Genomic DNA, 26,043 nt, shown 5'->3' with positions numbered 1-26,043 from the left:
CCCATCACCATCGGAGGCAGCTCGCTCGCCGGCTCCGGCTACGGCAGCTCCGGATCGAGTGGTGGCGGCTACACCCTCCCCGCAGGCGGCTACGGCAGCTCGGGATCATCGGGAGGCGGTAAGGTCATCGGCCCGGTCGGCGGCGGCTCGGTTGACGATACATGTGTCCGCATGGGTTTCTGTGTCGGTGCGGGCGATGTCGTTGTGGACCCGAGCTGGGCCCGGATGATCGAGCTGGAAAACGAGAAGAAGTTCTGGCTCGGTCAGGACGAAGTCGAGAGGCTGGGCTTGGAGGTCATGCCCAACGGCCGGCCGATCGACCAGCCGAACTTTTGGTTCGCCAGTGAGAAGGTGCAAAACGAATACATGTCCAACTGGTCGCCTACCATGACCGACAAGCAGCTTGCCTTCAGCTGGGTGGCGGCGGGCGGGTTGGAAAGCTTCGCTGCCATGGAGAAGGTGGCGAATAAGAACGCTAACGATGTAAGGCTCGGCGAGTGGCGAAAGATGCAGCAAGTAGGCAGTAGGCTCGGTTCGGGCATGTATGCTACAAAGCCAAAGGACGGAACTAGCGCCTCTAGATGGGCCTCTTATGAGAGCTATAAGTACATCGTTAGATACTGGAGGGATATCGAGAAGGCGGCCGCGAATCACGGAATCAAAAACGTGAATGCCTTGGCTGCAGTTCTCATGTACGAAAGCCACTGGCAGGCCAATCAGATGTTTAACGATAATGTCAGCTTTTGGGCGGATGGAGAAGGGGCGTCGGTTGGCGTTTCCCAATTGGAAATCTATAAAGTAAGGCACGCGCTTAACGCATACAAGGAGGGGTTTGCCGCCAAAAAATATGACGATGGCCAGATCGCGGATATGATGAAAAACCCTTCGTTTGCAATTCATGCGGCGGCGGCATATATGCGCTACCTGAAAGCGCGCATAGAGGGTCTTAATCGTCCCATGACTGACATGGACGCGGCAATCGCCTACTGCACCTGCTCCGGAGCGGTCACGGACGTGAAAACCGGAAAGGTCAGCGCCAAGCGATACGTGGCTTGGGCAAATAGTGGCTACGTCGGCAGGCCCGAGGCCACCCCGCAGAATCCGGAAAACGGGCGAATCGCAGAGGAGCGCCGTAACGCTCTACTAGCATACGAGAAGGCCGCCCCTGAGCTCTTCGCATGCGGAAAATCTGTGCCCGCATGCTGGACCTACATGTAAGATACGATATCATCCTCAATTGATGCCGTGAGCGAGAAGATATAAAAAGATGAGGGTTACGCGGAGACGAAAGCTGCCTGCACTTGCTCTTGTCATCTCTCTTCTTGTTGGAGCGTGTGCGCAGCAACCCGAAGAGGTCGACCCCGGCGTACTGGGAGAAATCAATAAGATCGGCACAGTTGTCTGGAAAGAACGCCAAGAAGTCTCAACGGGGTCAGAAATTTTAGTAACCCATGCTTTCTTGGTTGATGTCGGTGGCGATACTGAGGAGAAATCGCTAGGGAAGGCGGTAGCCTATCTGCACAGCCGGAACTGGACCACCAAGGTGGACAGCCGGCCGCTAAATGTGTGGCTGAAATCACCCCGGTGGGAAGGCGCCACCGTTGCTGCTTATGCGTGGAGCGTCTCCGAGGAACACAATCGCCCCGAAGCGATGAAGGCCATCGAAAGGCAGGGTATCAAGCCCACTGCGCTCGTGAGCGTTTACGCGTACGTAGGCTGGTAAGTACAGCAGTCGCATCACCGTCGCCTGGTAGATCAGCCACAGAAGCACAGACTCACCGATGAGGAACTCGAACCTTATGACCGGGTCATGCAGCATCTGCTGGCGGTGTATTCGCGCCGCAACCGCAGCGTCAACGTCGTCGAATTCGCGATCATGCAGCAGGCCGGGACCTGGAGCATGCCGGGGACATAACGCGTCTCGAAGTGCCCGATGAGGTGGGGCCTCGAGTGTGAGTCGGCCGTAGTCCGCTTCAAGAGGCTCCTGGCGACCTGCATCCGGTCACGGAAGGTGTTTGTCGACATGAAGCCGTCACCCGCCTTTCCTCATGGCTCAGATCATGGAGTTCCTCAAGGTAGGCGCGCACCTCGCGTTGTCGTCGTGATGCTCGCCCACTGTGTGCACCAACTTCCGTGACGACATAATCAAATGCGGGACAGACCTCCGCTGAGCGAGGGTGTGTCCAGTCAGTGGTGTATCTCGGTTTTGTTTGATTGACGGGTGGTCGGGGTCAGGCGGCCTTCGAAGGTGATGGCGAAGGCGTTCAGGGCGGCCTTCCAGCGGGTGATCCAGCGTTTGCGGCCCTTGCCGGTCGGGTCCAGGCTCATGATCGCCATGTAGACGCACTTGAGCGCGGCCTGCTCGTTGGGGAAGTGGCCGCGGGCCTTGACCGCCCGCCGGATGCGGGCGTTGACCGACTCGATGGCGTTGGTCGAGCAGATCACCCGGCGAATCTCGGTGTCGAAGTTCAGGAAGGGCACGAACTCGGCCCAGGCGTCCTCCCACAACTTCACGATCGCCGGGTACTTGCCGCCCCAGGTCTCGGCGAACTCGTAGAACCGCTCCAGCGCGGCGGCTTCGGTCGGGGCGGTGTAGACCGGCTTGAGCGCCTTGGCGATGGCGTCCCAGTGCTGGCGGGCGGCATACCGGAACGAGGCGCGCAGCAGGTGAACGACACACGTTTGGACTACGGCTTGCGGCCAGATGCTTTCGATGGCCTGCGGCAGCCCCTTGAGGCCGTCGCAAACCACCATCAGCGCATCGGCCACGCCGCGGTTCTTGATCTCGGTCAGCACGTGCAGCCAGAACTTGGCGCCCTCGCCGCCGTCGCCGGCCCACAGGCCGAGGATGTCGCGCTCGCCGTCGACGGTGACGGCCAGCGCGACGTAGATGGGCCGGTTGGCGACCTGGCCGTCGCGCAGCTTGGCTCTGTCGCAGATTGCGTGATCCTCGATTCGTCGGTCTTGTTGCGGGTTCCACGAAGGAATAATGATCTTCGTGTCTTGCGCAGTGGATTGACGTTCTGCTCCCGCACCTGACGGTGCTGACCGTGGAGGATGCCAAGCGCGAAGGCGGGATAGTGAGTATTCGTGCTCGGGTAAGCGGGATGCGAGCGGCGTGCACGAGCTGTGGCGGGGTATCGGCTCGGGTTCACGGCAGGTACGTGCGCCGGCTCAAGGACGCCGTGGTGGGTGGTGCCTGCGTGATCATCGAGTTGGTGGTCAGGCGTTTTCGCTGTGTGAGCGTCACGTGTCCGGTGAAGACGTTCGCCGAGCAGGTGCCGGGCCTGACCCGGCCGCATGCGCGCTTCACCGACGCCCTGCAGCAGCTGTTGGCATCGATAGGGATGGAGCTGGCGGGCCGGGCCGGCGTTCGCCTGGCAGCCTCGCTGGGTCTGCAAGTGGGCCGCGACACCCTGCTGCGTCGCGTCAGGGCCTTGCCTGAGCAGCCGATCGGACACGTGCGGGTGCTGGGTGTCGATGACTTCGCCACACGTAAGGGTCACCGCTACGGCACGATCATGGTGGATCTCGAAACCCGCAGGGTCGTGGACATGATCGACGGCAGGGACGGAGACTCTCTGGCAGCGTGGCTGCGTGAGCACTCGTTACCGGAGGTAATCTGCCGAGATCGAGCAGGCGGCTACGCTGACGGGGCACGCCAAGGCGCACCCGACGCAGTGCAAGTGGCAGACCGGTTCCATCTGTGGCAGAACCTCGGCCAGGCCGTGGAGAAGAACGTCGCCACCGTCCGCCACGACCTCGCAGCAGTGCTGGCCGCCGCGGCCGCAGCCACCTGCACCGCCGAACCACCACCCGTGATGCACCACCGCGAGCTCAAAGTCGTCACCCGACTGCGTCGACATCACGCCGCCGTGCATGAGCTGCTGAAACAAGGTCTCAGCAAGGCGGCCATCGGCCGAGAGCTCGGCCTGCACCCCGCAACCGTCCGCAAGCTGGCCAACGCCGCCGAGGTCGACACCGTGATCGCCATGAGTCAAAACCGTGCCAGCATCCTGGACGGATACCACGAACACCTGCACCGCCGCTGGAACGAGGGCATTCGAAACGCCGCCCAGCTCACCCGGGAGATCACCACGTTCGGATACTCCGGCACCGAGCAACAAGTGCAACGCTACCTACGGCGCTTTCGCACCGGTGCCGGTCAGATCGCCATCCCCGCCCCCAGGCCGCCTTCGGGCCGCGACATCACCCGCTGGATCATGTCCAACCCCGACAACCTGAGCTCCGACGATGCCGGTCAGTTGCGAACCCTTCGCAAACGCAGCCGCGCTCTGAACCGGCTGGCCCGGCATGTCCAGGACTTCGCCCTCATGATGACCCAGCTCCACGGCCACCAGCTCGACGCCTGGATCTCCGCGGTCGAAAAGGACTCATTCACCGCGCTCGCTTCCTTCGCCCGCAACCTCCGCCGGGATCTCAACGCTGTCCGCAACGGCCTGACACTGCCTCACAGCTCCGGCCCTGTCGAAGGGCAGGTCAATCGCGTCAAGATGCTCAAACGCCAAATGTTCGGCCGCGCGAAACTCGACCTGCTACGCAAACGCACCCTGCGTTCCGCCTAGATCACGCAATCTGCGACAGAGCCCGCAGCTTGACGTGGATGGCGTCGATGAAGATCACCGGGTAGACCGGATCCAGCGGCCGGTTCTGCCACTCGGCCATCCCGTCCAGCACCTTGTCGGTGATGGCCGAGATGGTCTGCTTGGACACCTCGGCGCCGTAGACCTCGGCCAGGTGCGCGGAGATCTCGCCGGTGGTCAGCCCCTTGGCGGCCAGCGAGATGACCATCTCATCGACGCCGGACAGCCGCCGCTGCCGCTTGCGCACGATCTTCGGCTCGAAGCTGCCGTCCCGATCGCGCGGCACGGTGATCTCCACCGGCCCGACATCGGTGATGACGGTCTTGGAGCGGGCGCCGTTACGGCTGTTGGTCGTCTCGCCGCCGGAGCGCTGGTGCTTGTCGTAGCCGAGATGGTCGGTGATCTCGCCCTCCAGGGCGGACTCCAGCACCAGCTTGGTCAGCCGGCCCAGCAGCCCGTTCTCACCGACCAACTCCAGGCCCTCGGCGCGGGCCTGGCCGACCAGCTTGGCCACCAGCTCCCGATCCGTCGAGTTCTCGGGCTTCTTGCGCGCCACCGCGGCGTCCTCCAGGTCGATCTCCGTCGATGCCTGGATCACAGTACTCATCAGGTGCGTTCTCCATGATCAGGAGTTACACCAGTGACCGTACAGTCCCTCAACCAGCGGCGGTGATGGAAGCCTGGAGCTCTTTGATGAACGCCTGGGCTGCGGCCTGCGGGGTCGCCTTTCCGTACAGGACCTGCTGGTTGTAGCGATCGAGCACAGTCGCGACTTCGCTGGCCCCCTTGGGGGTGATAGGAGGCGCGGCGCCGACCTTCTTGGTGACGGCGGTGGTGAAGGCGAGCGCTTCCTGGCCGCTCTCGTCGAGCTTCGGTTTGATCGCCTCTTGGAACTTCGGGTTGGCCGGAACGCCACGGTCGGTTCCGAACAGTGCGCCGACCCGCGTGTCGTTGGTCAGAAAGTTGATCAGCAGGGCGGCCTCGGCGGGATGCTCGGTCGTGGCGGACATCGCCCAGTACATGCTCGGCTTGAGGTACTGGGCGTTGGGCTTGGTGTCGGGATCGGTCGGCCAGTCGGCGATGGCGAAGTCGTAGTCAGGCGCCGCGGACTGGTAGGCGGTGAACTGGCCGGCCGGGATGAACCCCATGGCGGTCTTGCCGGTAGCGAGATGGTTCTGGTCGAGGGGAACGCCTTGGATCTCGCTGAGCTGGGCCACCGAAGGGGACGCGCCGCTCTTGATGAAGTCGAGCTCGCGTTGCCAGTAAGCGGCCAGGACCGCGGGATCGACGACCACCTTTCCGTCGTCGTCGAACAGGCTGCTGCCATGCTGGCGGGCCCAGACGGTCAGGGTGAAGGAATCAGCTCCGAACGGGCTGAGACCGTGCACTTCGCCCTTGGACGCCTTGGTCACGTCGGTGGCCGCCTTGATGAATTCGTCCCAGGTCCAGTTGTCGACGTCGGGCACCTTGACGCCGTACTTCTTGAAAAGCGTGGTGTTGATGATGATCCCGTTGGTGGCCGCGCCGACGGGGACGGCGTAGAGGGTGTTGCCGACGCGGCCCGCGTCGAGGATCTGCGGGGCGAGGGCGGAGGTGTTCAGAATGTTGGAGGTCTTGGACAGATCCTGCAACGCTCCCCGCTGGGCGTAAGACGCCAAGTAGAGCTCATCGAACTGGGAGACGTCAGGCATTTCGCCGGCTGCGGTGGTGGTGGCGAGGCGGTCCCAGTAGCCGCTCCAGTCGGCGTACTGGGGTTCCACGGTGATGTTGGGGTGATCCTTCTCGAAGAGCTTGATGGCCTGCAGGGTGAGCTGGGTTCGCGCGTCCGCGCCCCACCAGGAGAACGTGATCGTCACCTTCCCGTCCGACAGCTCGGGTCGATCGACGTTGTTCCCGGCAGTGCCGCAGGCGGCGAGCATGATGCTGGCGAGCGCGGCCGCGATGCCCACGCGCATACGCCGGTGTGTACGTGTAGCCATGATTTCCTTTCCGCTGGAGCCGTCGGTGGTCACTTGCCGCCGGTGAGGGCGATGCCGCGCACGAGGAAGCGCTGGCCGAACAGGAAGACAAGGAAGACCGGAACCAGCGAGACAACGCTCATGGCGAACAGGGCGCCGAAGTCGGACTTCGACTGGGCGTCGATGAAGGAGCGGAGCGCGACCGGGACCGTGAAGAGGTTCGGTTTGGTGACGAAGACGAGCTGGGAGAAGAAGTCGTTCCAGGTCCAGATGAACGTGAAGATGGCGGTGGTGGCCAAGGCGGGCGTCATCAAGGGGAGCATGATGCGCAGGTAGATGTGTGCGTGACCGGCGCCATCGATGCGCGCCGCTTCGTCGAGTTCGCGGGGGAGGCCCCGGATGAACTGGGTCATCAGGAAGACGAAGAACGCGTCGGTGGCGAGGAACTTCGGCACGATCAAGGGCAGGTAGGTGTTGATCCAGCCGAGCTGGGCGTACAACACGTACTGCGGGATGATCAGCACGTGGACAGGCAGCATGATCGTGATGAGCATGGTCGCGAAGGCGAGCCGTCTGGCACGAAACTTCAGGCGCGCGAAGGCGTAGGCGGCCATGGAGCACGAGAGCAGGTTCCCGATCACCGACCCGAGGACGACCAGAGCGGAGTTCAGCAAGTAGCCGCTGAACGGTTGGCTCAGCGCGTTCCATCCGGTGGGGTAGTGGCTGAAGTCGAAGGTGTCGATGAAAAGGCCCGGGCTGGTGAAGATGTCCTCGTTAGGACGCAGCGAGCTGACGACCATCCATAGCAGCGGATAGAGCATGATGATCGAAACGGCGATCAGGCAGACGTGCTTGACCACGCTGATGACGCGTCGTCGCGGGTGCCGGCCCTGATGGCGGCGGAGGGGCGGAGGCGCCTGGGGTATGGAGGGCGCAGGCCGCGGGCTGGTGCGTTGGAAGGCTTCAGTCATTGTAGAAGACCCAATACTTCGAGGCCCAGAAATTCAGCGCGGTGAACGCGCCGATGATGATCAGCAGCAACCAGGCGAGCGCCGAGGCGTATCCCATGCGGAAGCCGACGAAGCCCTCCTGGTAGAGGTACAGCGAGAAGAAGAGCGTGGCGTCGTTCGGGCCGCCAGTCCCGTTGGAGACGATGAAGGCTTGGGTGAAGGCCTGGAAGGAACCGATCAGCCCGAGGACGAGGTTGAAGAAGATGATCGGGCTGAGCAGTGGGAAGGTGATCGACGTCAACTGCCGCAGCCGGGAGGCGCCGTCGGTGGCGGCGGCCTCGTAGAACTGGCGAGGGATCTGGCGAAGCCCGGCCAGGAAGATCACCATGGGTGCGCCGAACGTCCAGACGTGCAGGATGACGAGCGTGCCGAGTACGGTGTCGGGGTCGGCGACCCATCCCACGCCTTCAACGCCGAACAGCGCTAGGAGAGCGTTGACCAGGCCATCCGTTCCGAACACCAGCCGCCACAGCACGGCGATGGCCACGCTTCCGCCGAGCAGCGACGGCAGGTAGAGGATCGAGCGGTAGAACGCCAGCCCGCGCAGCCCGCGGTCGAGCAGCAACGCGAGGGCCAGCGCGACGATGAGCTGGAGCGGGACGGAGACGAGCACGTAGACGAATGTCACCGCCAGTGCCTTGCCGAGGCGTTCGTCGCCGAGCATGCGACGGATGTTCGCCAGGCCGGTGAAGTTCGGGTCCTGCAAGAGGTTGTAGTCGGTGAATGCGAGATAAAGGGAGGCGAGCACCGGACCGATCGTGATGGCGAGCAATCCGACCAGCCACGGTGTCAGGAAGACCGCTGCGGTCTTGGTGTCGCGTTTCTGCTCAAGTTTCTCGGCAGGGCTCAGCCGATGCCGGGACCGGCTGAGCGTACGGAGCTCACCGAGCGCGCTCATCGGACGTGGCCCCTTCCTCCGGTGGGGTGGTCATATGTGTGCTCCTTCATCCGGCGTTTGCCGGCGGGATACGACAGAAGGCGTCCAGGTCCGTAGCCGCCCGCACCTTCCGGAGGCGCGGGGCCGGGCTTGCGGATGGTGCTGACTACGGTGGTCGCCGTCGGCCAGCGCGATCTCTTCGTCAAAGGTCGGAGAGGGACTGATCACGGGAAACGGGTCTCCGTGCACGAACCACTTGATCGGTACGGACGCGCTGGAGTGTCCGGCGATGGCCAGCACGGTGCCGCCGCCGTCGATCTCGTCGTGCTGCCCGGAAAGAGCGATCCACGCGGCCTCGGCGCCCATCATCTCCTCGCCCCCTGCCCGCCGGCAGCGGTGATCGTTCCGTGCGTCCAAGACCTGGGGCCGCGCCAGAAGAAGCCCGCGTAATCGGCCGCCGGGCGGATGGGATGCAGGTAGGGTTCGGGCGCTTCGGCCGCGGGGGCGTCCGGACGGTAGAGATAGTGGGCGATCGGGACGTCGTCGGCGGTGATGATCAACGCCTTGTCCTCGTCGCGGACGCTCAGCTTGGTGTTTGGCACGGCCGGTTTCCTTCTGTCGCAGGCGGGTTATCGCGGTGGGCGGGTCGCCACCGTTCAGTGAGTGGTAGAAGGGGTTGTCCTGGCTCAGCTCGATTCGGCTGACGGGACGCCCGGTGATGGCGGACTGGTAGATGGCGGTGATCAGTTCCATGACGCGCCTGCCATCGGCGCCGCTGGCCGGGGGACGCTCACCGGCTTCCATGGCGGCCAGCAGCGTGGCGAGCTGGATGGAATGCGAGCTGGGTGGTGTTCTCGTCAGGCGCCCAACCGGCGATCCTGCCTGTGTCGCTGACGTGCGGCGCGGGGGTCCAGCGCCAGTGGGAGTTGTCGTGGCCGTAGAGGTGCTCGGCCTCGGCCGTGGCGTCGGTGAAGTCGAAACGCAGGCAGCTCGTCTCACGGGGGGACATGACGCTATTGACGCTTGAGCCGATGGCGCCGCAAGCGAAGCGGACGATGGCGAACGAAACGTCCTCGGTCTCGGTCCGGCGGCCGAGCGTCGCCGCCACGGCGTGTACCTCATGCCAGTCGCCGAGCAGGTTGAGCAGGAGATCCATCTGGTGGATGCCGTGGCCCACGGTCGGGCCGCCGTCCTTCTCGTAGGCCGTGATCTCGTCGTACTCCGCGAGCGACAGTGTCGGTGGTTTCTCGCACCAGCCCCACGCCCCGGCGCCCAGGGCGGTGATCACTGCCTCGCGATGCGCGACCGGTGGTGTGGCGACGGCGATGAGATCGGGGTTCTCTCGCGCCACCACGTCTGTCGACTCGGTGTAGCGCCCGGGGATGTCGTAGGCATCGGCCAGCTCTTTGGCACGGCCGGGATCGAGGTCGCAGACGGCGACGACCTTGACCGCATCGCCCCTCGCGAGCAGAGCCGGAAGGTGACTGGTACGAGCGATGGCCCCGGCTCCCACGATCCCAACTCGGATTGGAAACGACAAATCGGGCACAGATCCTCCCTGGGAGGCCAAAAGTGATCGATCACGTTTAATGTTGGTTTAACATAAAGCGACGTCTATGGGGTGTCAATGCCCCCACAGCGCTCCACCCAGGAGGACCGCCTTGGCCCCAGAACCGCCTCGTCGCGCCACCATCCACGAGGTGGCGCGGCTTGCAGGTGTCTCCCACCAAACCGTGTCGCGCTACTTCCGCCATAACGGCGGCCTCAAGCCGGCGACCCGGGAGAAGATCGACGCGGCGGTCAAGGAGCTTGACTACCACCCCAACCTGCTGGCCCGCGCGATGCGCACCCGCCGTACCAATCGGCTGGCGGTCGTCCTGCCTTCCGCCAGTTACTTTCCCCTCCGACTACTCGACGGCGCCGCGCTGACTGTGCACGAGATGGGCTACCAGCTCGAACTCATCGGAGTCGAAGGAGGCATAGAGACCCGGTCCGAGCGGGTGCGAGAGATCGCCGACTCCGGGCAGATCGAAGGGATTCTGTCACTGGCACCGCTGACCTTCGACGCCACCGCCCACAACCGGGTGCCGATCCTGGTCACCGGCGACTACGACGACCGCATGCGCGGCATGGGACAACTCGCTGACGGCTCGCCCGTCAAGGAGATCATCGAATACCTCGCAGGTCTGGGCCATCGAACATTCCTCCACGTCGCAGGCCCGCAAGGGTACGCCTCCGCCCGCAATCGACGACTCGTGTACGAGGAGACGATTGAGGCGATGCGGCTCACCTCATACGGAGTCATCGAAGGCGGCTGGTCGGCGCAATACGGATATGACGCGATCACGAGCCTGCCGGCCGATTCGGGCGTCACTGCGGTGGTGGCGGCGAACGACCTTCTCGCTATGGGTGTGGTGCGAGGAGCGTTGTCACGAGGCTGGATGGTGCCGCAGGACCTCAGCGTTTTCGGCTGGGACGACGAGGAGATGGGACGCTTCGCCACACCGGCGCTCTCCACGGTCGCGGTCGATCGCGAGAAACAGGGCCGTGACGCCATGCTGCGGCTCATCGCCGCCGTTCGGGGCGAGCCCATGCCGGAGGTCGCTGAGAGCACCCTCAATCAACTCATCATCCGCGAGACGACTGGCGCCGCACGCCGTCCCGCCGGTCGCTAGGCGCAGCAGGTCGAGGAGCTCGTGGCGCGCCCCGTCACGCCCGGCCAGCATGTTGTGCAGTCTTCACCGGCCCGTCGCGGCGGGCGATCCAAGGCTTGAGCGCGTCGCTGTAGTACCGCACGTCGTCGACGGTGAAGCCGGTCCACCTCCAGCGTCCGCCGGTTCACCGGCACGAAGGCGACCAGGAACGCCGTCTCGCTGGTCACCGTCGCGGCGGCCGGCTCTGCAACTTTCAGGCCGCCACCGGAACCGCGGCCGGGTCGTTCACAAGCAGCTGACGGGCTTGACCAGGAAACGTACCCCTCACGCGAGCCGAGCACCCGCTGGACGCGATCGCAGCGCCTTGACACCCGTAAGGCAGCTGGTCACGCTCGTCGATTGTTGACCATGAACGGATGACGGGAGCGCCGACGATGGATGCTCGACGACGGCGGAAGCTGCGACCGCTCGCGACCCTCGGCGTGGCGGTGTCTTTGGTGGCGGGGACGCTGACCGCCCAGGCGTCCCTGCAGCCGGCGGCGGCCGTGGCCGGGCCCGCGCTGTCGGTGGACCTGTCCGCCCCCCGGCACCCGATCAGTCCCGACATCTACGGCATGAACGGGGCCGACCCGGCGTTCGCGGCCGAGATCGGCCTGCCGGTGACGCGCTGGGGCGGCAACGCGAGCACCCGCTACAACTTCAAGAACCACACCTACAACACCGGAAGCGACTGGTACTTCGAGAACATCGTCGCCGGCCCCGACAACACGGTCGAGGCGTACGTCAAGACCAGCCAGGACCGCGGTAGCAAGCAGGTCGTCACCGTGCCGATGAGCGGGTGGGTGGCCAAGGACTCGCCCGCTCAGCACCCGTTCGCCTGCGGATTCCCCGCCGGCCGGTTCCCCGCGCAGGACGCCTTCGACCCGTGGGACGCCGGCTGCGGCAACGGCCGGCTCGACAACGCCGACCTTACCGGGGCGGTGCCCACCGACACCTCGGTCCCGGTGGACGCCGCGTTCACCGGCGAGATGGTGGCGCACCTGGTGAGCCAGTTCGGCACGGCGGCGCGCGGCGGCGTACCGATCTACGAGCTCGACAACGAGCCGGTGCTGTGGAGCTCCACGCACCGCGACGTGCACCCTGAGGCGGTCTCCTACGACGAACTGGGCGGCAAGAGCACCACGACCGCCGCGGCGATCAAGGCCGCCGACCCGAGCGCGGCGGTGCTCGGCCCGTCCGGCTGGGGGTACTGCGAGTGGGTCGCGTCCGGGGTGGACGGGTGCGCGCCGGGCGCCGACGCGGCCGCGCACGGCGGGCTCAACCTGTCGCAGTGGTTCCTGAAGAACATGAAGGACTACAGCGACACGCACGGCGGCAAGCGCATGCTCGACTACTTCGACCAGCACTACTACCCGCAGATCAACGGCGGCAAGGACCCCGAGTCGAACGCGTGGCGGCTGCGCTCCACCCGTTCGCTGTGGGACCCGACGTACGTCGAGGAGTCCTGGATCGGCCCTTCGGGCGTGAACGCGCCGCCGCTGCAGTTCATCCGCAAGATGAAGGACTGGGTCGCGCAGTACTACCCCGGGACGAAGACCGCGATCACCGAGTACAACTGGGGGGCGCTGGACGACATCAACGGCGCCCTGGCGCAGGCCGACGTTCTCGGCATCTTCGGGCGCGAGGGCCTCGACCTCGCCACCATCTGGGGCGAACCCCAGCCGACCCAGCCGGGCGCCTACGCGTTTCGGATGTATCGCAACTACGACGGTGCGGGGAGCCGGTTCGGTGACGTGAGCGTGTCGGCGGCCAGTGGCGATCAGGGGCAGCTGGCGGTGTACGGGGCGCAACGCTCCCGCGACAAGGCGCTGACCCTGATGGTCATCAACAAGACCGGCGGTGAGCTGACCGCACCGTTGTCGATCGCCGGACTGCACGGCAACGCCAAGGCGCAGCGGTTCACCTACGGCCCGGCCGATCTCGGCTCGATCGTGCGTGGTGACGATCTCCTGGTGCGCCAGGGCCGAGTCACAGCGACGTACCCGGCGAACTCGATCACCCTGCTGGACCTGCCGACACGTCGGCGTTGACGGCGCGTCGGCAGGGCTCGGCCCAGGTGCCGCCACCGGTCGGGGGCGCACGAACGGCCGCGGCGAACCCTGTCCTACGACGCCGCTCCGGCATCGGCCCGCTGCCCCGCGAGAAGGCATTCACCCGCTGACCTGCCTGGTGCCGCCGGTCGACCAGCTCCACATTGCGCCCTGCCGACAATTACATCCGCCCAGGTCATGACTCTACGAGGGCTTTGCTTGGCGTACGCGAGCTCCCGTCCCCCGGGAGACGAAAGCGCGTACGGCAGGATGATCCGCTGTGCTCCTTCGCTTGGCCTATCTGACCATTGCGAACGCCTTTGCCGCGCTGCGGTTGCTGCCCATGAGTGATCGGGACAAAGACGTGGAGATCCTCATCCTGCGTCACCAGATCACCGTCCTGGAACGCCAACTCGGTGCCGACACCAAAGCGAGATTCGCACCCGAAGACCGGGCTTTTCTGTCCGCTCTCCTGACCCCGCTGCCCCGCGAGGTTCTCGACCGGCTGCGACTCCTCGTCCGCCCGGACACCGTATTGCGCTGGCACCGTGATCTGATGAAACGGCGCCATGCCCGCACCTGCCGGCCGAAGCGGCCCGGGCGCCCACCCACGGTCCGCTCCATCCGCGCCCTCATTCTGCGCCTGGTCCGGGAGAACCCGGGCTGGGGCTATCGGCGCGTTCACGGAGAGCTCACCACGCTAGGCGTCAAGGTCGCACCATCCACGGTCTGGGAGATCCTCAAACAAGAGGGGCTCGATCCAGCGCCCGAGCGAGCGTCCACCACCTGGGCGGACTTCCTACGCTCGCAAGCCAATGCCCTGCTGGCCTGCGACTTCCTCGAGACCATCACCCTGAACGGACAGCGCCAGTACATCCTGGCCGTCATCGAGCACACCACCAGGCGCATTCGGGTGCTCGGCACTACCGCGCACCCGAGCGCCGACTGGGTCACCCAAGCGATCAGGAACCTGGTGATGGACCTGGACGATGCGGGCTGCCGAGCACGCTATCTGATCAGAGACAGGGATGAGAAGTTCCCCGTCCTCATGGATGAGATCCCTGCTGAAGCCGGCATCAAGACCGTGCTCACCGACATCCGAATGCCGCGCATGAACTCCATCATGGAGCGGTGGGTGCAGTCGTGCCGTCACGAGCTCCTCGACCGCTGCCTCGTATGGAACGAACACCACCTGCGGCACGCCCTACGCGAGTACGAACACTTCTACAACCACCATCGAGCACACCAAGCCCTGGACCAAGCAGCGCCGCTGCGTACCGTCCCCGATCCGATCACAGATCCAGAGCGAATCACCGACCTAAAGATACGCCGACGAGCTCGGCTCGGCGGTGTCCTCCACGAATATTCACATGCCGCTTGACCTGCATGGATCGAATTTTCGGCAGGCGCAGTGACGGTGAGGTCGGTCATGGTTGATCACCGGGCTGGCTGGTCGTGTCGGTGTGCGGGGATCAGAGCGACGTCACCGATGATTGGACTCGGTGTCGGCATGCGCGCTCTTGTTCTCGGGTGATGACGGGTGGCCGGCCCTGACGGGACAGAACTCCGACAGTCTAGTTGTCACAGGATGATTCAGTCCAAAATCGTCCCGGGCTCTGAAAGACATCCCAGGAGCTTTAGTTGTCAAGTAGCAAGCGATTCGGCGTGATGCGACCAGGCGGTTCCCTCGTCGTAGAGGGCGCCGGTCTTGAGGCAGCCGTGCAGGATGCCGACGAGGCGGTTGGCGACCTGGCGCAGGGCGGCGTTGTAGTCGGCGCCGCGGGCCCGTTGCTTGTCGTAGTAGGCGCGGGCGCCGGGCGAGACGCGGACGGCAGTGGCCGCCTGGGTGAGCAAGGCGTCGATCAGCCGGTCGTTGTGCACGTAGCGGGCCGCGACGACCTTCTTCTTGCCCGAGGCCCGGGTGATCGGGCTGGTGCCGGCGTAGTTCTTACGCGCCTTGGCACTGGCATACCGCTGGGGGTCATCGCCGCATTCTGCGAGCACCCGGGCACCGAGGATCGGTCCCAGCCCCGGCTAGAGCAGATCATCTCAGCGGCCGGGTGCTGCCCAAAATGCGCCTCGACCGCCTTGTGCAGGGCCGCGACTTGCTGGTTCAGGGTGGCAAGGACGGCGATCAGGGCGCGGCCGGAGGCGGCGTAGGCGGCGGTGACCACCTCGGGCTAGCCCAGGTGCTCGGTGCGCAGGGCGTCCTGGATTGGTGCGGCCTTGGCGGCCAGGTCGCCGCGGTGCCCGGCCCGCTTGAGCGCCGCGCTGATCTGGCTGATCGTCAGCCTTGCGGCGGCGGCAGGATTGGCCGCCCGGCCAGCAGGTCGAGGGCTTCGGGTGCGTCCAGGTCGTCGAAGGCGGCCCGGGCGGCGGGGAAGTAGTCGCGCAGTGCGTGCCGCAGCCGCTGGGTTTGCCGGGTGCGCTCCCAGATCAGCGTCTTATGCGCGCGGGTGACCACCTTGATGGCCTCAGCCGGGTCGCTGTCGCCAGCCACAGCGCGCAGCTGATGGGCGTCGGTGCGCACCATGTCGGCCACCACGTGCGCGTCGGCGGCGTCGCTCTTGGTGCCCGACACCTTATGCCGCTTGCGGTAGTCGGCGGCCTGCAGCGGGTTGACCGCGAACACCTGGTAGCTGGCCGCCACCAACGCCTGCACCCACGGGCCCCGGTCGGTCTCGATGCCGATCAGCACCTGACGGACGGCTTCCTCCTCATCTTCGATGTCCGGGCCGAGCTGCTCGGCGAGCATCGCGTGCAGCCGGACCATGCCTGCCACCCCCTCCGGCAGCCGGGCCTTGGCCAGCCGCGTGCCGGTGGCGTCCATCAGCTCCACATCGTGGTGGTCCTCGGCCCAGTCGTCTCCCACGAATAGCCGCACAAATCCTCCCGTCGATGTCTTCGTTCTCGCTGGTCAGCAGCCCGTGGGAGAGGCATCTGCGACCTAATGAAGCAGTGCTCACGCTGCATGCGGGCGGGCACGACATCCCATCAGCGATCAACTCTCCCGACCAACCGGCAGGGGCACGATCTTTCATCAGGACTCGAGGTCCGGGACACCCGAGTGCTCACCTGCCGGCGGCCACCATCCACCACGGAGTCTGCCGGATGGCTTACTCCCAAGACTCATTAGGACATCCGCATCTGGCGTAGTGCATCTCCTTGACAAGATATGGACGATATAGTCCATCGAGCCGTGCAGAGACTTGCGGCGAGGACTGGATGCGGGGAGGTATCGGATGAAAGCGATCGTGGTGACGGACCGGGGCGCCGGGACGGCTGGGATGAAACTGGTGGAGCGGCCCGATCCGCAGACGGCTAGGCTCGCCAGCCTCTCGGGCGCGAACTACGGCGATGTGGTCGTTGAGGTTCATGCGTCCGGATTCACCTGGGATGAGCTGTCGTGGCCCTCGACCTGGACCGATCGCCTCGGCCGTGACCGGACGCCGTCGATCCCCGGCCACGAAGTGGCCGGAGTGGTCAGAGCCCTCAGCTATGGCACGACGGGGCTATCGGTGGGCCAGCGGGTGTTCGGCCTCACGGACTGGACTCGTGACGGCACGCTGGCGGAGTACGCAGTCGTCGAGGCGCGCAACCTCGCGCCGCTCCCGGGCGACGTCGAGTTCGTGGTAGGCGCGAGCGTTGTGATGTCGGGGCTGACCGCGTGGCAGGGACTGTTTGAGCACGGCCGCCTCCGGGCGGGGCAGAGCGTCCTCGTGCACGGTGCGGCTGGTGCGGTCGGCTCGATGGCGACGCAGCTCGCCCGCGAGGCCGGCGCCTACGTCATCGGCACCGGACGCGCCACCGGTCGGCAGGCGGCGCTGGACTTCGGCGCGCAGGAGTTCGTCGACCTCGAGAACGACGTCCTGGACGACATCGGTGGAGTCGATCTGGTGTTTGACGTCTTCGGCGGAGACATCGGGAACCGGTCCGCGGGTCTGGTTCGAGCCGGAGGGATGCTGGTGGCCATCGCCGGCCCGCCCGAGGTGCGGCCCGCCGACGGCCTAGCGGTCGACTTCGTTGTCGTGCCGGATCGCCCTCAACTGGGGGAGATCATCCGGCGTGTCCGTGACGGGCGAGTGCGGACCAACATCGGCAACATCGCAACCCTCGACGATGCCGTCGCCGCCTTTAACCCGGCCGAGCGGCCCAAGGGAAAGACCGTCATCCGCGTTCGCCCATGAGGAGCCGACGACGTGATCGCCGGGCGGTGGATCGGCACGGCGAGGGCCGACGGACAGGTTGCCGGCATGATCGTCTACAACATGGGTTCCAGGGGCGATCGCAACACCTGACCCGGTGGGCGTTGCTTGACCAAGGGGCGTCGGTCAGGGCTTCTGCAGGATGGACCCAGAACTGCTCCTTGGAACCCTCCTACACTTCGAACTGGTCGCCGGAGACGATATGGATCGCGGCCTCCTCCGCGGACGCTCCCGCACGGTCGACGCCGATGTCTTCGGCCCAAAGATCCGATGACGGGTCGCCGGCGTCTTGGGTGGCCCAGACGAGCCGCCCTGCCCTCAGATATCCGACCTGGTCGTCGATGAGCTCGCCGTCGGTATCGGATGCGTCACCGATCCCGTCACCGAACTCTGCGGCTGCGATGTCGGGAACCTCATGGGCAAGTCTCTGGCTGAAGGGTTCATGGGTGCGAGCTTCGTCGGCGGTCAGCCCCCAGGCCAGGCTGCCGATGGGGCGATCCCCCGGCAGATAGCCGGGGCCGTCGCCGTCCTCGCCGAGTTCGTCGTCATCGAGACTCTCCTCTGGTGGCAGTAGTCCGGGGACGTAGTCGTCCATGGTTTCTCCTCAGTGGGTTGCATGGTGCGCTGGGCCGACCGGGTCACTGGTCAAGGACTCAGCCGTGTACGGCCGAAGGCGGTGAGCAGCGGTGGCGCGGAGCTTGGCCGTGCCTGGGTGACCGGGTCGTGGCTGAGTCGATGGAAGCTCAGCAGGCGTCGGGGGCTCGGTGGTCTCAGTCGCCGGCCTTCGTGCTCACCGACTCGGCGGCAGCACGATCGGAGTAGCCCGGGTGCCGAGGGTCGATCAAATCGGTATGGGTGGTCGTTCGTGAAAGGTAGTCGGCGACAAAGGGGCAGATGGCGGTGATCGTGCCCTCGCGGGCGCGGATCTCGTCGAGCACGTGCCGCACCATCGCGCTCGCCACGCCCTGGTGCTGATGGCTCGGCTCCACCTCGGTGTGCAGCAGGGCGTACCGGCTGGGCTTCAGGTGGGTGTAGTAGAGCCAGCCGACCAGATCGCGTGCGCGGTGAAGCTCGAACCGCCCTTGATCGGTGTTGTCGATCAGCACCTCGGTCACCGGTACCTGTTCCTCGCCGTTCATCGGCTCACCCTTCCAGCGTGGAGGTACGCCGCGCCCTCGTGCACGCCTGCCATCCGGACTGTCCCATCCACGTGTGACGTTCATCTGCTGCCAACATACACATAGGTACCATATATTTGGACTATAAGGTCCCGTTTCCCTCTCGAGGTTGCTCGGGTCCGCCATCGATGACGAACGAGCCGAGAAGAGGACAGGGAGCACTGACGTCATGGACGATCTGCACGTCACCATCGAGCCTGAGCGCATCGTCACCCCGACCCTCATCCTGCGTTCCTGGTCCGCCGAAGATGCCCAGGGGGCGTTCGAGATCTACGGGGACCCGGCCGTCGCCAAGGCCATCGGCAGGCGGCGGCCTGTGCGTGATCTCGCCGAGATGCGGGAGTTGCTGGGAGACTGGGATCTGCGATCGTCACGGAGCCCTGTGCCGCAGGGCATGTGGGCCGTGGAGGCGGCCGATGACGGCCGGCTCCTCGGCGGCGCGACCCTGCTTTCCTTCAGCCCGCGCGATCCCCGGCTTGTGATGGGGTGGCATCTGCGGCCCGAGGCTCGTGGCCGTGGCGTGGCTGGCCAGATCGGCCATGCGCTGGCACACCAGGCCTTTCTTGCCGCCGATGTCGAGGAGCTCTTCGTCGCGGCGCCGGCGCAGAACGTCGGCAGCCTTGCCGTTGCCAGGCGGCTCGGAATGACCGCCGTCGATGACTTCACCTGGGTACGCGACGGCGTGCGGCTCGAGGTGCTGCGGATGGGCCGGGCGGACCTGCACAGGATCCGGCCCGGGATCTCGCTGGACCACTCCTATGACCCGGACGGGTTGAACGACTGGTGAGCTCGACGACGGCGCCCGACGTCTCCTCGAGACCTGATCGATGGCCGGGCCGAATCGTATGCCTCCGATGTTGGCTCAATCGGCAGACAGGCTCTCGATGTACGCCAGCGCCATGTCGATGGAGGTCGCCATCGGTGTGACATCGCGCGCGGTCTGGGCCAGCATGTATCCGCCCTGGAGAGCGGCGATGAGCCCGGTCGCGAGCTGGTCGATGGGAGCCTCGGCCGGAAGTGTGCCCTTGTCCTGAAGCCTGCGCAACACGCCTGCCAGGAGCTCCTGCCATTCGCTGAAAAGCTGGACCAACGCCTGGCGCGCGAGCTCGTCCTGATCGGAGACCTCCGAGGCCAGCGTGCCGAGCGCACAGCCGTAGGCGCCATGCCGTAGGGCGTTGCTCTGTACCAGCGCATCCCGCCAGCGTCGCAGGCCCGGGATGGTCGAGACATGGCCGAGGGCATCGCGCTCACGCTGGATGACGCGTTCTCCCACGTGATCGATGACGGCTCGCACGAGCGCTTCCTTGCCGTCGAAGTGGTGGTACAGCTGCGATTTGCTCACTCCACTCGCTGCGAGCACGTCGTCGAGCGTGGTGTCCCCGACTCCCTTGACGTACATCAGGTCGGCCGCTGCGGCGACGATCTTTGCCCGCGTCTTTGCGCCGCGCGCCGTCAGGCGTCTGCCAGTGTGCGAGTCAGCGGTCGTCATCACGTCTTCATGTTACTGATATCGGACTACTCGTTCTCCGTCCTCGCAGGGCTGTCATCCTCGGCTCCTGCAAAAGGCGCGAGCGCGATGTCGAGCGCGGCGTTGAGCGGCCAAGGGTCTCGTGCGATCTGGCTCAGGGTGCTGCCTCCGTGAAGCGCTGCAAGGATCAGCACGGCGGTCTTCCGGACGTCGACATCCGCTCTCGAGGTCTGCGCGGAAGGGCACGGCAAGTCCTCTGTGGCGCCGGACTTGAGCAACCGGTCCAACGTCTCTGCGATGAGCTCGCACCAGCGCTCGAGGAGATCGGCCCGCTCGGGCACATCGCCCGATTGCCGCAGCGCCAGCACGTACGGTGATTGCGGGGTCATGAGCTCCTTGACGACGCGGCGACGCCAGCAGGCGAGCTTGGCCCGGTCGGTGACGCCAGACAGGGAAGCGCTTTCGCGGGCCAAGACTTCCGCGAAGTGTGTCGTCATCAATCCCTCCCGGCCAGTCGAAATCGCTCACATATTCTGCCACAGGATGGGACTAAATAGTCCAAAGAGGTGCGTGGGCATGCACATCCTCGGCGTCGTTGACGGACGCTGGTCCGTGAACGGCTACCGAGCTGTGCCACAGACGGTGATGCTCACGGTGCCGGCGTCGAGCACGGGCCGGCACCCGGCCGGTGACCTCGGCCCAGATGAGGTTCTTCTCGAGCTGCTTGAGGTCAACGGCCAGGTCATGGGCGATGATGCGGCGCCAGGAGCAGCCAAGGTCATCGGTGGCCTTTGGCTACTCCGGGGTGCTCGGGATCGACAAGGTCGGTGTACTCGGGGTTGTGATCGATGAAGGCGCGTACGACCGGGCACATGATGGTGACCGTCTTGCCCTGCGCGCGCACGTCGTCGAGGACGCGTCTGATGAGCTCGGTGGCGATGCCCTGTTTGCGGTACTTGGGGAACACCGAGGTCGCCAGCAGTACGAGCCGGTCGTCGCCGGCGGCGTCGTAGGGCAGTCCGGCGATCTCGCGGTCGTCGAGGATGGCCTCGTAGATGCCGGCGTTCTCGTCATTGACGACTGTGAAGTCGAACGCGGGAGCACGGGGATCGTCGATCACCTCGTCCATGAGGACGCTCTGGTCCTCGCTGAGGGAGTTCTTCCCCTCGGGGTACTCGAAGGCGTAGCGGGTCGGGTCGGTCATGGGATGCTCATTCGTGGTTACTCGTTCGCCTGCCGGGGCCGGTCATGCATGTTCTGGGGTGTGCCGGATCCTTCAGGGACGAATACGAATGATCGTCTTTCCTTTGATCCGTTCAGTCGGGTTGAAGGCGGCGACGGCGTCGTCGAGGGTCGCCACGTTACCGATGTTCGTGCGCAGCCGGCCGTCCCGGACCCGCTGGACGATCTCACCCAGTTGTGCGCGATCGGCCTCGACCACGAAGTCGACCGCCAGACCCCCGGCCGGCTGCGCCTCGGGCGGGCCGGCGATGGTCACCAGCATTCCGTCGGCGCGGACCAGGCCCGCGGACCGCCTGGAGATGTCGCCACCGATCACATCGAAGACCAGGTCGACGCCGCCGACGTCTTCCAGGGTGTCATTGTCCAGGTCGACGAACTCCTGCGCGCCGAAGTCGAGCGCCGTCTGACGGTCGGCGGCGCGTCCCGTGCCGATGACGTAGGCGCCGGCCTCCTTGGCGAGCTGAGTCACCATCGAACCGACTCCACCGGCCGCACCATGCACGAGAACGCTCTGCCCCACCTCGAAGCGGCCGTGCACGAACAGTCCCTGCCACGCGGTCAGGCCCGAGATCGGCAGGCTCGCCCCCACCGTGAAGTCGACGTCGCCCGGCAGCGGCGCGAGGTTACGCGCCTCGACGGCCACGAACTCGGCCAGGGTGCCGTCACGAGTCCATTCCGCGAGCCCGAACACCCGCTGCCCCACCGACAGTCCTCTCGTGCCATAGCCGAGCGCGGTGACCACCCCGGCCACCTCGTGGCCGGGGATCGACGGCGTGCGGTCCCGGCCGAGGCGGTCGGTCCACGTTCCTGGCCACGTCAGCTCGCCGGGGGTGAATCCCGACGCGTGAACCTCAACCAGAACATCGTTCCCCGTCGCCTCCGGCTCAGGCCGTTCCGCCAGCGTCATCCCGGCCGTTCCCGCCGCCTCGTCCGTCACCACAATGGCCTTCATCGGTACGCCTCTCGCTGTATCAGTCGCTCGCCGACACGAAACTTCGGCTCATCCCCTTGGTGACGCGGGACGTCCCTGTCTTACCCGGCTGATCGGACGATCTGCGACGGGGAACGCAGCCCCGCCGCGCCGCCTCCGAGGCCAGGCGTCGCCTGAAGCTCCGGCTGCCCTTCGGGGGGCCCGGCGGGCGTATCGCATGCTCGGCGGCGGGAGGAGGCGGTGACCTCGGGCGAGCAGCCGTGCGGAGTCATCGGTCGGCGACCGCATGGAAGAGCCGCCGTTCCCCGGTGCGTTGGGAGGTCCCGTCGTGGACCGGCGTGACGTATGGCGCGACCGAGGCGGTCTAGGCTCTGGCTCGTGACCCATTTCGATGTCCTTGTCCTCGGTGCCGGCCCAGGGGGATACGTCGCCGCCATCCGCGCCGCGCAGCTCGGCAAGTCGGTCGCCGTCGTCGAGGAAAAGTATTGGGGCGGTGTCTGCCTCAATGTCGGCTGCATTCCGTCCAAGGCGTTGCTGCGCAACGCGGAGATCGCCCACATCATCACCCAGGAGAAGGACACCTTCGGTATCACGGGTGAGCCGGGCATGGACTTCGCCGTCACCCACAAGCGCAGCCGTGGCGTCGCCGAGGCGAGCGCCAAGGGCGTGCACTACCTGATGAAGAAGAACAAGATCACTGAGATCAACGGCTGGGGCACCCTCACCGGGCCCACGTCGATCGACGTCGTCAACGACTCCCGGACCGCGTCCTACACCTTCGACAATTTGATCATCGCCGTTGGTGCCACGGTGCGGCTGGTACCGGGGGTCACGCTCTCCGAGAACGTGGTCACCTATGAGGAGCAGATCCTCACCGATCAGCTGCCGAAGTCCATCGTCATCGGCGGTTCGGGCGCGATCGGGGTGGAGTTCGCCTACGTGCTCAAGAACTTCGGTGTCGACGTCACCATCGTGGAGTTCCTGGACCGGATGGTGCCGACCGAGGACACCGATGTGTCCAGGGAACTGCTCCGCGCCTACAAGAAGCTGGGCGTCAAGGTGCTGCTGTCCACGGCGGTCAAGGGCGTCCAGGACACCGGCTCCGGCGTACGGGTGACGGTGGCCCCGTCCACCGGCGGCGACGAGCGGCTGATCGAGGCTGACAAGTTCCTGGCAGCCTTCGGCTTCGCGCCGCGCACGCAGGGCTTCGGCCTGGAAGCCGCCGGTGTCGCGCTCACCGACCGTGGTGCGATCGCGGTCGATGCTCGCGGTCGCACCAACGTCGAGGGCGTCTACGCGATCGGTGACTGCACCGGCAAGCTGATGCTCGCTCACACCGCCGAGGCGATGGGCGTGGTCGCCGCGGAGACGATCGCCGGCGCAGAGACCATGGAGATCGACTTCGACATGATCCCGCGGGCGACGTTCTGCCGGCCGCAGATCGCCTCCTTCGGATACTCCGAAGCCCAGGCGAAGGAGAAGGGATACGACGTCAAGGTCGCGCAGTTCCCCTTCTCTGCCAACGGCAAGGCCCGTGGGCTGGCTGAAGGCGTCGGATTCGTCAAGGTCGTCGCGGACGCGACGCACAACGAGTTGCTCGGCGCGCACCTGATCGGCCCGGAGGTCACCGAGCTGCTACCCGCGTTGACGCTGGCCCAGCAGTGGGACCTGACGGCCGACGAGGTGGCCCGCAACATCTTTGCTCACCCGACACTGTCGGAGGCGATGAAGGAAGCCATCGAAGGCATCGCCGGCCACATGATCAACCTTTAGCCGTCTCCGCACCACAGCCGCGTCTGTGCATGATCGACGGGTGCCGCTCGCACACGCTGACGTAGCCGGGGGAGGACCTCTGCCTCGGACCAGCGGCCTCCCGGAGAAGCGCGATGCGCGCGGCGGACTGCGTGCGCGTTGACAGTGGCTCCGGCAGGACCTTAGGTTGGACTAAACCGTCCATTGCCGGGGTCGCTGTCGCCATCGACCCGACCGTGAGACGCCCACCACTAGAGACCGTTGAGTCTGGAAGAGAGCACAGGGTGACAATCTCCCGTGGCTTCTTCGGCCATCACGATCCGCGTGCCGTCGATCTGCCGCCCGGTCAGCATCTGACCCACGGATTCCCCGTGCTGACGGCCGGGCCGACACAGCTGATCTCGACGGAGGTGTGGAGCTTCACCATCACGCCTGAGAGCGGCCAGCCGAGGCGGTGGAGCTGGACCGAGATGATGGCCCTGCCCTCCGAGGAGATCAACGTCGACATCCACTGCGTGACCCGGTGGACGAAGCTCGGGACCCGCTGGCGGGGCGTGGCGCTCGACACCTTCTTCGAGGAGGTCGAGACCGACGACGAATACGCGATGGTGCATTCGTACGGGGGCTACACCACGAACCTCCCCTTGGAGGACCTTGTCGGGGGCAAGGCCTGGATCGTGTACGAGTATGAGGGAGAGCCGCTTCACGTCGAGCACGGTGGTCCGGCCAGGCTGCTGGTGCCCCATCTCTACTTCTGGAAGTCCGCGAAGTGGGTGAACGGCGTCACGATGCAGCGCTCCGACGAACCGGGCTTTTGGGAAGGCTTCGGCTATCACAACTACGGGAACCCATGGCGCGAGGAGCGCTACGCCGGTGACTGACACGACTTCGACCGGGGGTCAGGCCGACAGCTCTGCTGAGGAGGCTCCGCCAGGAGGCATTCACTGGCGCAAGGCGACGCTCATCGGTCTGCACCCGCAGTCCTGGCATTCCCGGACACTCGCCCTGGACGTCCCCGGCTGGACCGGCCATCTGCCCGGTCAGCACGTAGACCTACGTCTCACAGCCGCGGACGGCTACTCGGCCCAACGCAGCTACTCGCTGGCGGAGCCCGCCGCGTCCAACCGCGTCGCCGTCACCGTCGATCTCCTGCCTCACGGCGAGGTCTCGCCGTACCTGGTGGAGAGCATGGAGCTCGGTGACGAGCTCGATGTGCGCGGGCCCATCGGCGGATGGTTCGTCTGGGAGCCGGGGGACCCGTCCATCGGGGGCGGTCCGGTACTCCTGATCGCCGGCGGGTCAGGGGTGGTGCCGCTGGTCACCATGCTGCGAGCCCGGAAGCGAGCAGGGGATTCGACGCCGACGATGCTCGTGTATTCGCTTCGCGGCCCTCGCGATCTCATGTACGGGCCTGAGCTGGAAGAGTTGTCGGCCGATCTGTCCGCACCAGGGTCCGCCGAAGTGCGGCTCGTCTACTCGCGCAAGATCCCCTACGGGCACCCCCGTCCAGCCTCACACCTCGCGATCGAGGACATCGAACCGCCGTCCGCGTGGCCGGAGCCCCTGGCGGTCCGGGTCTACGTGTGCGGATCCTCTGGCTTCGTCGACCACGCCACACGCCTGCTCCACAAGGCGGGATACCCCGACGATCGCATACGCACGGAACGATTCGGACCAACAGGAGCTGATCGATGAGCTCGGATCTCTCGCCCCCGGCCACACCCCACGGCGGCGCCGAGTCAGGTGCGGTCTTGGACGGCAACGCCGCCGCCGGTGATTTCGCCGGGATCCTCGCAAGCGACCCGACCACCGTCACGGTCCGCTGCGGCAGCTGCGGCGCCACACAAGCATTCGGACAACTATCGGCATACCTGGGTGGACCGGGAACCGTGCTGCGCTGTCGCCGGTGTGAGGCGATGGTCGCCCGCGTGGCCAGGACACCACGGGGCACCTGGCTCGACCTCTCGGGCTCCAGCTCATGGCTGTTCCTGCCCACCCCAGGCCCCGCCTGACCGCGACCGCCGGGCGGCCAAGCCGCCCGTTCCGACACGAAGGTCCGGCCTGGACTGGGAAG

At 65.8% G+C, this 26,043-nt stretch carries 24 protein-coding genes and 3 pseudogenes; 12 read left to right on the top strand and 15 right to left on the bottom strand.

Features of this window, described 5'->3' with window-relative positions:
• Both HCN51_RS39675 and HCN51_RS39670 read left to right on the top strand, forming a co-directional pair.
• Positions 1 to 1,218 (top strand): hypothetical protein (locus tag HCN51_RS39675; RefSeq protein ID WP_206068424.1); only part of this gene is annotated, 1,218 nt, incomplete at its 5' end.
• A gap of 49 nt (positions 1,219 to 1,267) precedes the next feature.
• Positions 1,268 to 1,723 carry a hypothetical protein gene (locus tag HCN51_RS39670; protein ID WP_168017215.1) on the top strand — a complete coding sequence of 152 codons (456 nt, stop codon included), beginning with the start codon at positions 1,268 to 1,270 and terminating at the stop codon, positions 1,721 to 1,723.
• Between the two features lie 464 nt (positions 1,724 to 2,187).
• Here the strand turns inward: HCN51_RS39670 and HCN51_RS39665 are convergent.
• Positions 2,188 to 3,036, bottom strand: a pseudogene (locus HCN51_RS39665) (IS256 family transposase); the annotation flags it as partial.
• Between the two features lie 5 nt (positions 3,037 to 3,041).
• Between HCN51_RS39665 and HCN51_RS39660 the strand changes: the two are divergent.
• Complete coding sequence (locus HCN51_RS39660) at positions 3,042 to 4,586, top strand: ISL3 family transposase (RefSeq protein ID WP_346433962.1); 1,545 nt, start codon at positions 3,042 to 3,044, stop codon at positions 4,584 to 4,586.
• Positions 4,587 to 4,608: 22 nt separating this feature from the next.
• Here the strand turns inward: HCN51_RS39660 and HCN51_RS39655 are convergent.
• From HCN51_RS39655 to HCN51_RS58400, 7 genes and pseudogenes are all read right to left on the bottom strand, one after another.
• Positions 4,609 to 5,211, bottom strand: a pseudogene (locus HCN51_RS39655) (IS256 family transposase); the annotation flags it as partial.
• A 49-nt stretch (positions 5,212 to 5,260) separates the two neighbouring features.
• Positions 5,261 to 6,559: an ABC transporter substrate-binding protein gene (locus HCN51_RS39650; protein WP_168017214.1), complete on the bottom strand. Its 1,299-nt coding sequence runs from the start codon at positions 6,557 to 6,559 to the stop codon at positions 5,261 to 5,263.
• A 53-nt stretch (positions 6,560 to 6,612) separates the two neighbouring features.
• Positions 6,613 to 7,533, bottom strand: coding sequence for a carbohydrate ABC transporter permease (locus HCN51_RS39645; protein ID WP_168017213.1), 921 nt, complete (start codon positions 7,531 to 7,533; stop codon positions 6,613 to 6,615).
• Positions 7,526 to 8,470 (bottom strand): carbohydrate ABC transporter permease, encoded by a 945-nt coding sequence (locus tag HCN51_RS39640; protein ID WP_168017212.1) that lies wholly within the window; start codon positions 8,468 to 8,470, stop codon positions 7,526 to 7,528. Before HCN51_RS39640 ends, HCN51_RS39645 begins: the two co-directional genes overlap by 8 nt.
• Before the next feature lie 30 nt (positions 8,471 to 8,500).
• Positions 8,501 to 8,818 carry a DUF6807 family protein gene (locus tag HCN51_RS60270; RefSeq protein WP_240973742.1) on the bottom strand — a complete coding sequence of 106 codons (318 nt, stop codon included), beginning with the start codon at positions 8,816 to 8,818 and terminating at the stop codon, positions 8,501 to 8,503.
• Entirely contained in the window at positions 8,815 to 9,051 is a 237-nt protein-coding gene (locus HCN51_RS60265; protein ID WP_240973745.1) for a PmoA family protein, read from the bottom strand. Before HCN51_RS60265 ends, HCN51_RS60270 begins: the two co-directional genes overlap by 4 nt.
• A 188-nt stretch (positions 9,052 to 9,239) precedes the next feature.
• The gene (locus tag HCN51_RS58400) at positions 9,240 to 9,998 is read right to left on the bottom strand and encodes a Gfo/Idh/MocA family protein (RefSeq protein ID WP_346433961.1); all 759 of its coding nucleotides are present in this window, start codon (positions 9,996 to 9,998) and stop codon (positions 9,240 to 9,242) included.
• 151 nt (positions 9,999 to 10,149) lie between these two features.
• On the opposite strand from HCN51_RS58400, the gene HCN51_RS39630 reads away from it, so the two are divergent.
• The 3 genes from HCN51_RS39630 to HCN51_RS39620 all read left to right on the top strand — a co-directional run bounded on the left by HCN51_RS39630 (position 10,150) and on the right by HCN51_RS39620 (position 14,574).
• Positions 10,150 to 11,124: a LacI family DNA-binding transcriptional regulator gene (locus tag HCN51_RS39630; protein WP_346433960.1), complete on the top strand. Its 975-nt coding sequence runs from the start codon at positions 10,150 to 10,152 to the stop codon at positions 11,122 to 11,124.
• Positions 11,125 to 11,537: 413 nt separating this feature from the next.
• Positions 11,538 to 13,193, top strand: a complete 1,656-nt coding sequence (locus tag HCN51_RS39625) for a glycoside hydrolase family 44 protein (protein WP_168017210.1) — start codon at positions 11,538 to 11,540, stop codon at positions 13,191 to 13,193.
• 292 nt (positions 13,194 to 13,485) lie between these two features.
• A complete protein-coding gene (locus HCN51_RS39620; RefSeq protein WP_206068420.1) occupies positions 13,486 to 14,574 on the top strand; it encodes an integrase core domain-containing protein in 1,089 nt (362 codons plus the stop codon).
• Positions 14,575 to 14,837: 263 nt separating this feature from the next.
• Here the strand turns inward: HCN51_RS39620 and HCN51_RS39615 are convergent.
• A pseudogene (locus tag HCN51_RS39615) lies at positions 14,838 to 16,023 on the bottom strand (IS110 family RNA-guided transposase).
• Between the two features lie 412 nt (positions 16,024 to 16,435).
• Here HCN51_RS39615 and HCN51_RS39610 point away from each other — a divergent pair.
• Complete coding sequence (locus HCN51_RS39610) at positions 16,436 to 17,380, top strand: NADP-dependent oxidoreductase (protein ID WP_168017208.1); 945 nt, start codon at positions 16,436 to 16,438, stop codon at positions 17,378 to 17,380.
• A 190-nt stretch (positions 17,381 to 17,570) separates the two neighbouring features.
• Here the strand turns inward: HCN51_RS39610 and HCN51_RS39605 are convergent, their stop codons facing one another.
• The gene (locus HCN51_RS39605) at positions 17,571 to 17,993 is read right to left on the bottom strand and encodes a DUF5709 domain-containing protein (RefSeq protein WP_168017207.1); all 423 of its coding nucleotides are present in this window, start codon (positions 17,991 to 17,993) and stop codon (positions 17,571 to 17,573) included.
• Between the two features lie 175 nt (positions 17,994 to 18,168).
• Entirely contained in the window at positions 18,169 to 18,537 is a 369-nt protein-coding gene (locus HCN51_RS39600; RefSeq protein ID WP_168017206.1) for a GNAT family N-acetyltransferase, read from the bottom strand.
• 208 nt (positions 18,538 to 18,745) lie between these two features.
• Between HCN51_RS39600 and HCN51_RS39595 the strand changes: the two genes are divergently transcribed.
• Positions 18,746 to 19,363 carry a GNAT family N-acetyltransferase gene (locus tag HCN51_RS39595; protein ID WP_168017205.1) on the top strand — a complete coding sequence of 206 codons (618 nt, stop codon included), beginning with the start codon at positions 18,746 to 18,748 and terminating at the stop codon, positions 19,361 to 19,363.
• Positions 19,364 to 19,438: 75 nt separating this feature from the next.
• Here HCN51_RS39595 and HCN51_RS39590 read toward each other — a convergent pair whose 3' ends face one another.
• The 4 genes from HCN51_RS39590 to HCN51_RS39575 form a co-directional block, all read right to left on the bottom strand.
• The gene (locus tag HCN51_RS39590) at positions 19,439 to 20,065 is read right to left on the bottom strand and encodes a TetR/AcrR family transcriptional regulator (RefSeq protein WP_168017223.1); all 627 of its coding nucleotides are present in this window, start codon (positions 20,063 to 20,065) and stop codon (positions 19,439 to 19,441) included.
• A gap of 26 nt (positions 20,066 to 20,091) precedes the next feature.
• Entirely contained in the window at positions 20,092 to 20,541 is a 450-nt protein-coding gene (locus HCN51_RS39585; RefSeq protein ID WP_168017204.1) for a hypothetical protein, read from the bottom strand.
• Positions 20,542 to 20,822: 281 nt separating this feature from the next.
• Complete coding sequence (locus tag HCN51_RS39580; protein ID WP_206068416.1) at positions 20,823 to 21,248, bottom strand: GNAT family N-acetyltransferase; 426 nt, start codon at positions 21,246 to 21,248, stop codon at positions 20,823 to 20,825.
• A 72-nt stretch (positions 21,249 to 21,320) separates the two neighbouring features.
• Positions 21,321 to 22,238: an NADP-dependent oxidoreductase gene (locus HCN51_RS39575; RefSeq protein ID WP_168017203.1), complete on the bottom strand. Its 918-nt coding sequence runs from the start codon at positions 22,236 to 22,238 to the stop codon at positions 21,321 to 21,323.
• A gap of 324 nt (positions 22,239 to 22,562) precedes the next feature.
• On the opposite strand from HCN51_RS39575, the gene lpdA reads away from it, so the two are divergent.
• From lpdA to HCN51_RS63140, 4 genes are all read left to right on the top strand, one after another.
• Positions 22,563 to 23,990: a dihydrolipoyl dehydrogenase gene (gene lpdA / locus HCN51_RS39570; RefSeq protein ID WP_206068414.1), complete on the top strand. Its 1,428-nt coding sequence runs from the start codon at positions 22,563 to 22,565 to the stop codon at positions 23,988 to 23,990.
• A gap of 350 nt (positions 23,991 to 24,340) precedes the next feature.
• On the top strand, positions 24,341 to 24,850 hold the full coding sequence (locus tag HCN51_RS39565; protein ID WP_346433959.1) for a molybdopterin-dependent oxidoreductase: 510 nt from the start codon (positions 24,341 to 24,343) through the stop codon (positions 24,848 to 24,850).
• Positions 24,843 to 25,664: an FAD-binding oxidoreductase gene (locus tag HCN51_RS39560; RefSeq protein WP_346433958.1), complete on the top strand. Its 822-nt coding sequence runs from the start codon at positions 24,843 to 24,845 to the stop codon at positions 25,662 to 25,664. The genes HCN51_RS39565 and HCN51_RS39560 overlap by 8 nt, the downstream gene beginning before the upstream one ends.
• A complete protein-coding gene (locus HCN51_RS63140; RefSeq protein WP_428981567.1) occupies positions 25,661 to 25,981 on the top strand; it encodes a DUF6510 family protein in 321 nt (106 codons plus the stop codon). The genes HCN51_RS39560 and HCN51_RS63140 overlap by 4 nt, the downstream gene beginning before the upstream one ends.
• Positions 25,982 to 26,043: the final 62 nt, after the last annotated feature.

Origin of the sequence: Nonomuraea composti (assembly GCF_012034275.1) — a bacterium.
GTDB lineage: Bacteria > Actinomycetota > Actinomycetes > Streptosporangiales > Streptosporangiaceae > Nonomuraea > Nonomuraea composti.
This window is presented reverse-complemented; position numbering and strand designations above follow the sequence as displayed.

Bases quoted from the DNA above. Each gene is read 5' to 3' on its own strand.
- HCN51_RS39670 (WP_168017215.1), top strand. From the start codon at position 1,268: ATGAGGGTTACGCGGAGACGAAAGCTGCCTGCACTTGCTCTTGTCATC.
- HCN51_RS39650 (WP_168017214.1), bottom strand. From the start codon at position 6,559: ATGCGCGTGGGCATCGCGGCCGCGCTCGCCAGCATCATGCTCGCCGCC.
- HCN51_RS39645 (WP_168017213.1), bottom strand. From the start codon at position 7,533: ATGACTGAAGCCTTCCAACGCACCAGCCCGCGGCCTGCGCCCTCCATA.
- HCN51_RS39640 (WP_168017212.1), bottom strand. From the start codon at position 8,470: ATGAGCGCGCTCGGTGAGCTCCGTACGCTCAGCCGGTCCCGGCATCGG.
- HCN51_RS60270 (WP_240973742.1), bottom strand. From the start codon at position 8,818: ATGATGGGCGCCGAGGCCGCGTGGATCGCTCTTTCCGGGCAGCACGAC.
- HCN51_RS39625 (WP_168017210.1), top strand. From the start codon at position 11,538: ATGGATGCTCGACGACGGCGGAAGCTGCGACCGCTCGCGACCCTCGGC.
- HCN51_RS39610 (WP_168017208.1), top strand. From the start codon at position 16,436: ATGAAAGCGATCGTGGTGACGGACCGGGGCGCCGGGACGGCTGGGATG.
- HCN51_RS39605 (WP_168017207.1), bottom strand. From the start codon at position 17,993: ATGGACGACTACGTCCCCGGACTACTGCCACCAGAGGAGAGTCTCGAT.
- HCN51_RS39600 (WP_168017206.1), bottom strand. From the start codon at position 18,537: ATGAACGGCGAGGAACAGGTACCGGTGACCGAGGTGCTGATCGACAAC.
- HCN51_RS39595 (WP_168017205.1), top strand. From the start codon at position 18,746: ATGGACGATCTGCACGTCACCATCGAGCCTGAGCGCATCGTCACCCCG.
- HCN51_RS39590 (WP_168017223.1), bottom strand. From the start codon at position 20,065: ATGACGACCGCTGACTCGCACACTGGCAGACGCCTGACGGCGCGCGGC.
- HCN51_RS39585 (WP_168017204.1), bottom strand. From the start codon at position 20,541: ATGACGACACACTTCGCGGAAGTCTTGGCCCGCGAAAGCGCTTCCCTG.
- HCN51_RS39580 (WP_206068416.1), bottom strand. From the start codon at position 21,248: ATGACCGACCCGACCCGCTACGCCTTCGAGTACCCCGAGGGGAAGAAC.
- HCN51_RS39575 (WP_168017203.1), bottom strand. From the start codon at position 22,238: ATGAAGGCCATTGTGGTGACGGACGAGGCGGCGGGAACGGCCGGGATG.
- lpdA (WP_206068414.1), top strand. From the start codon at position 22,563: ATGGCGCGACCGAGGCGGTCTAGGCTCTGGCTCGTGACCCATTTCGAT.
- HCN51_RS63140 (WP_428981567.1), top strand. From the start codon at position 25,661: ATGAGCTCGGATCTCTCGCCCCCGGCCACACCCCACGGCGGCGCCGAG.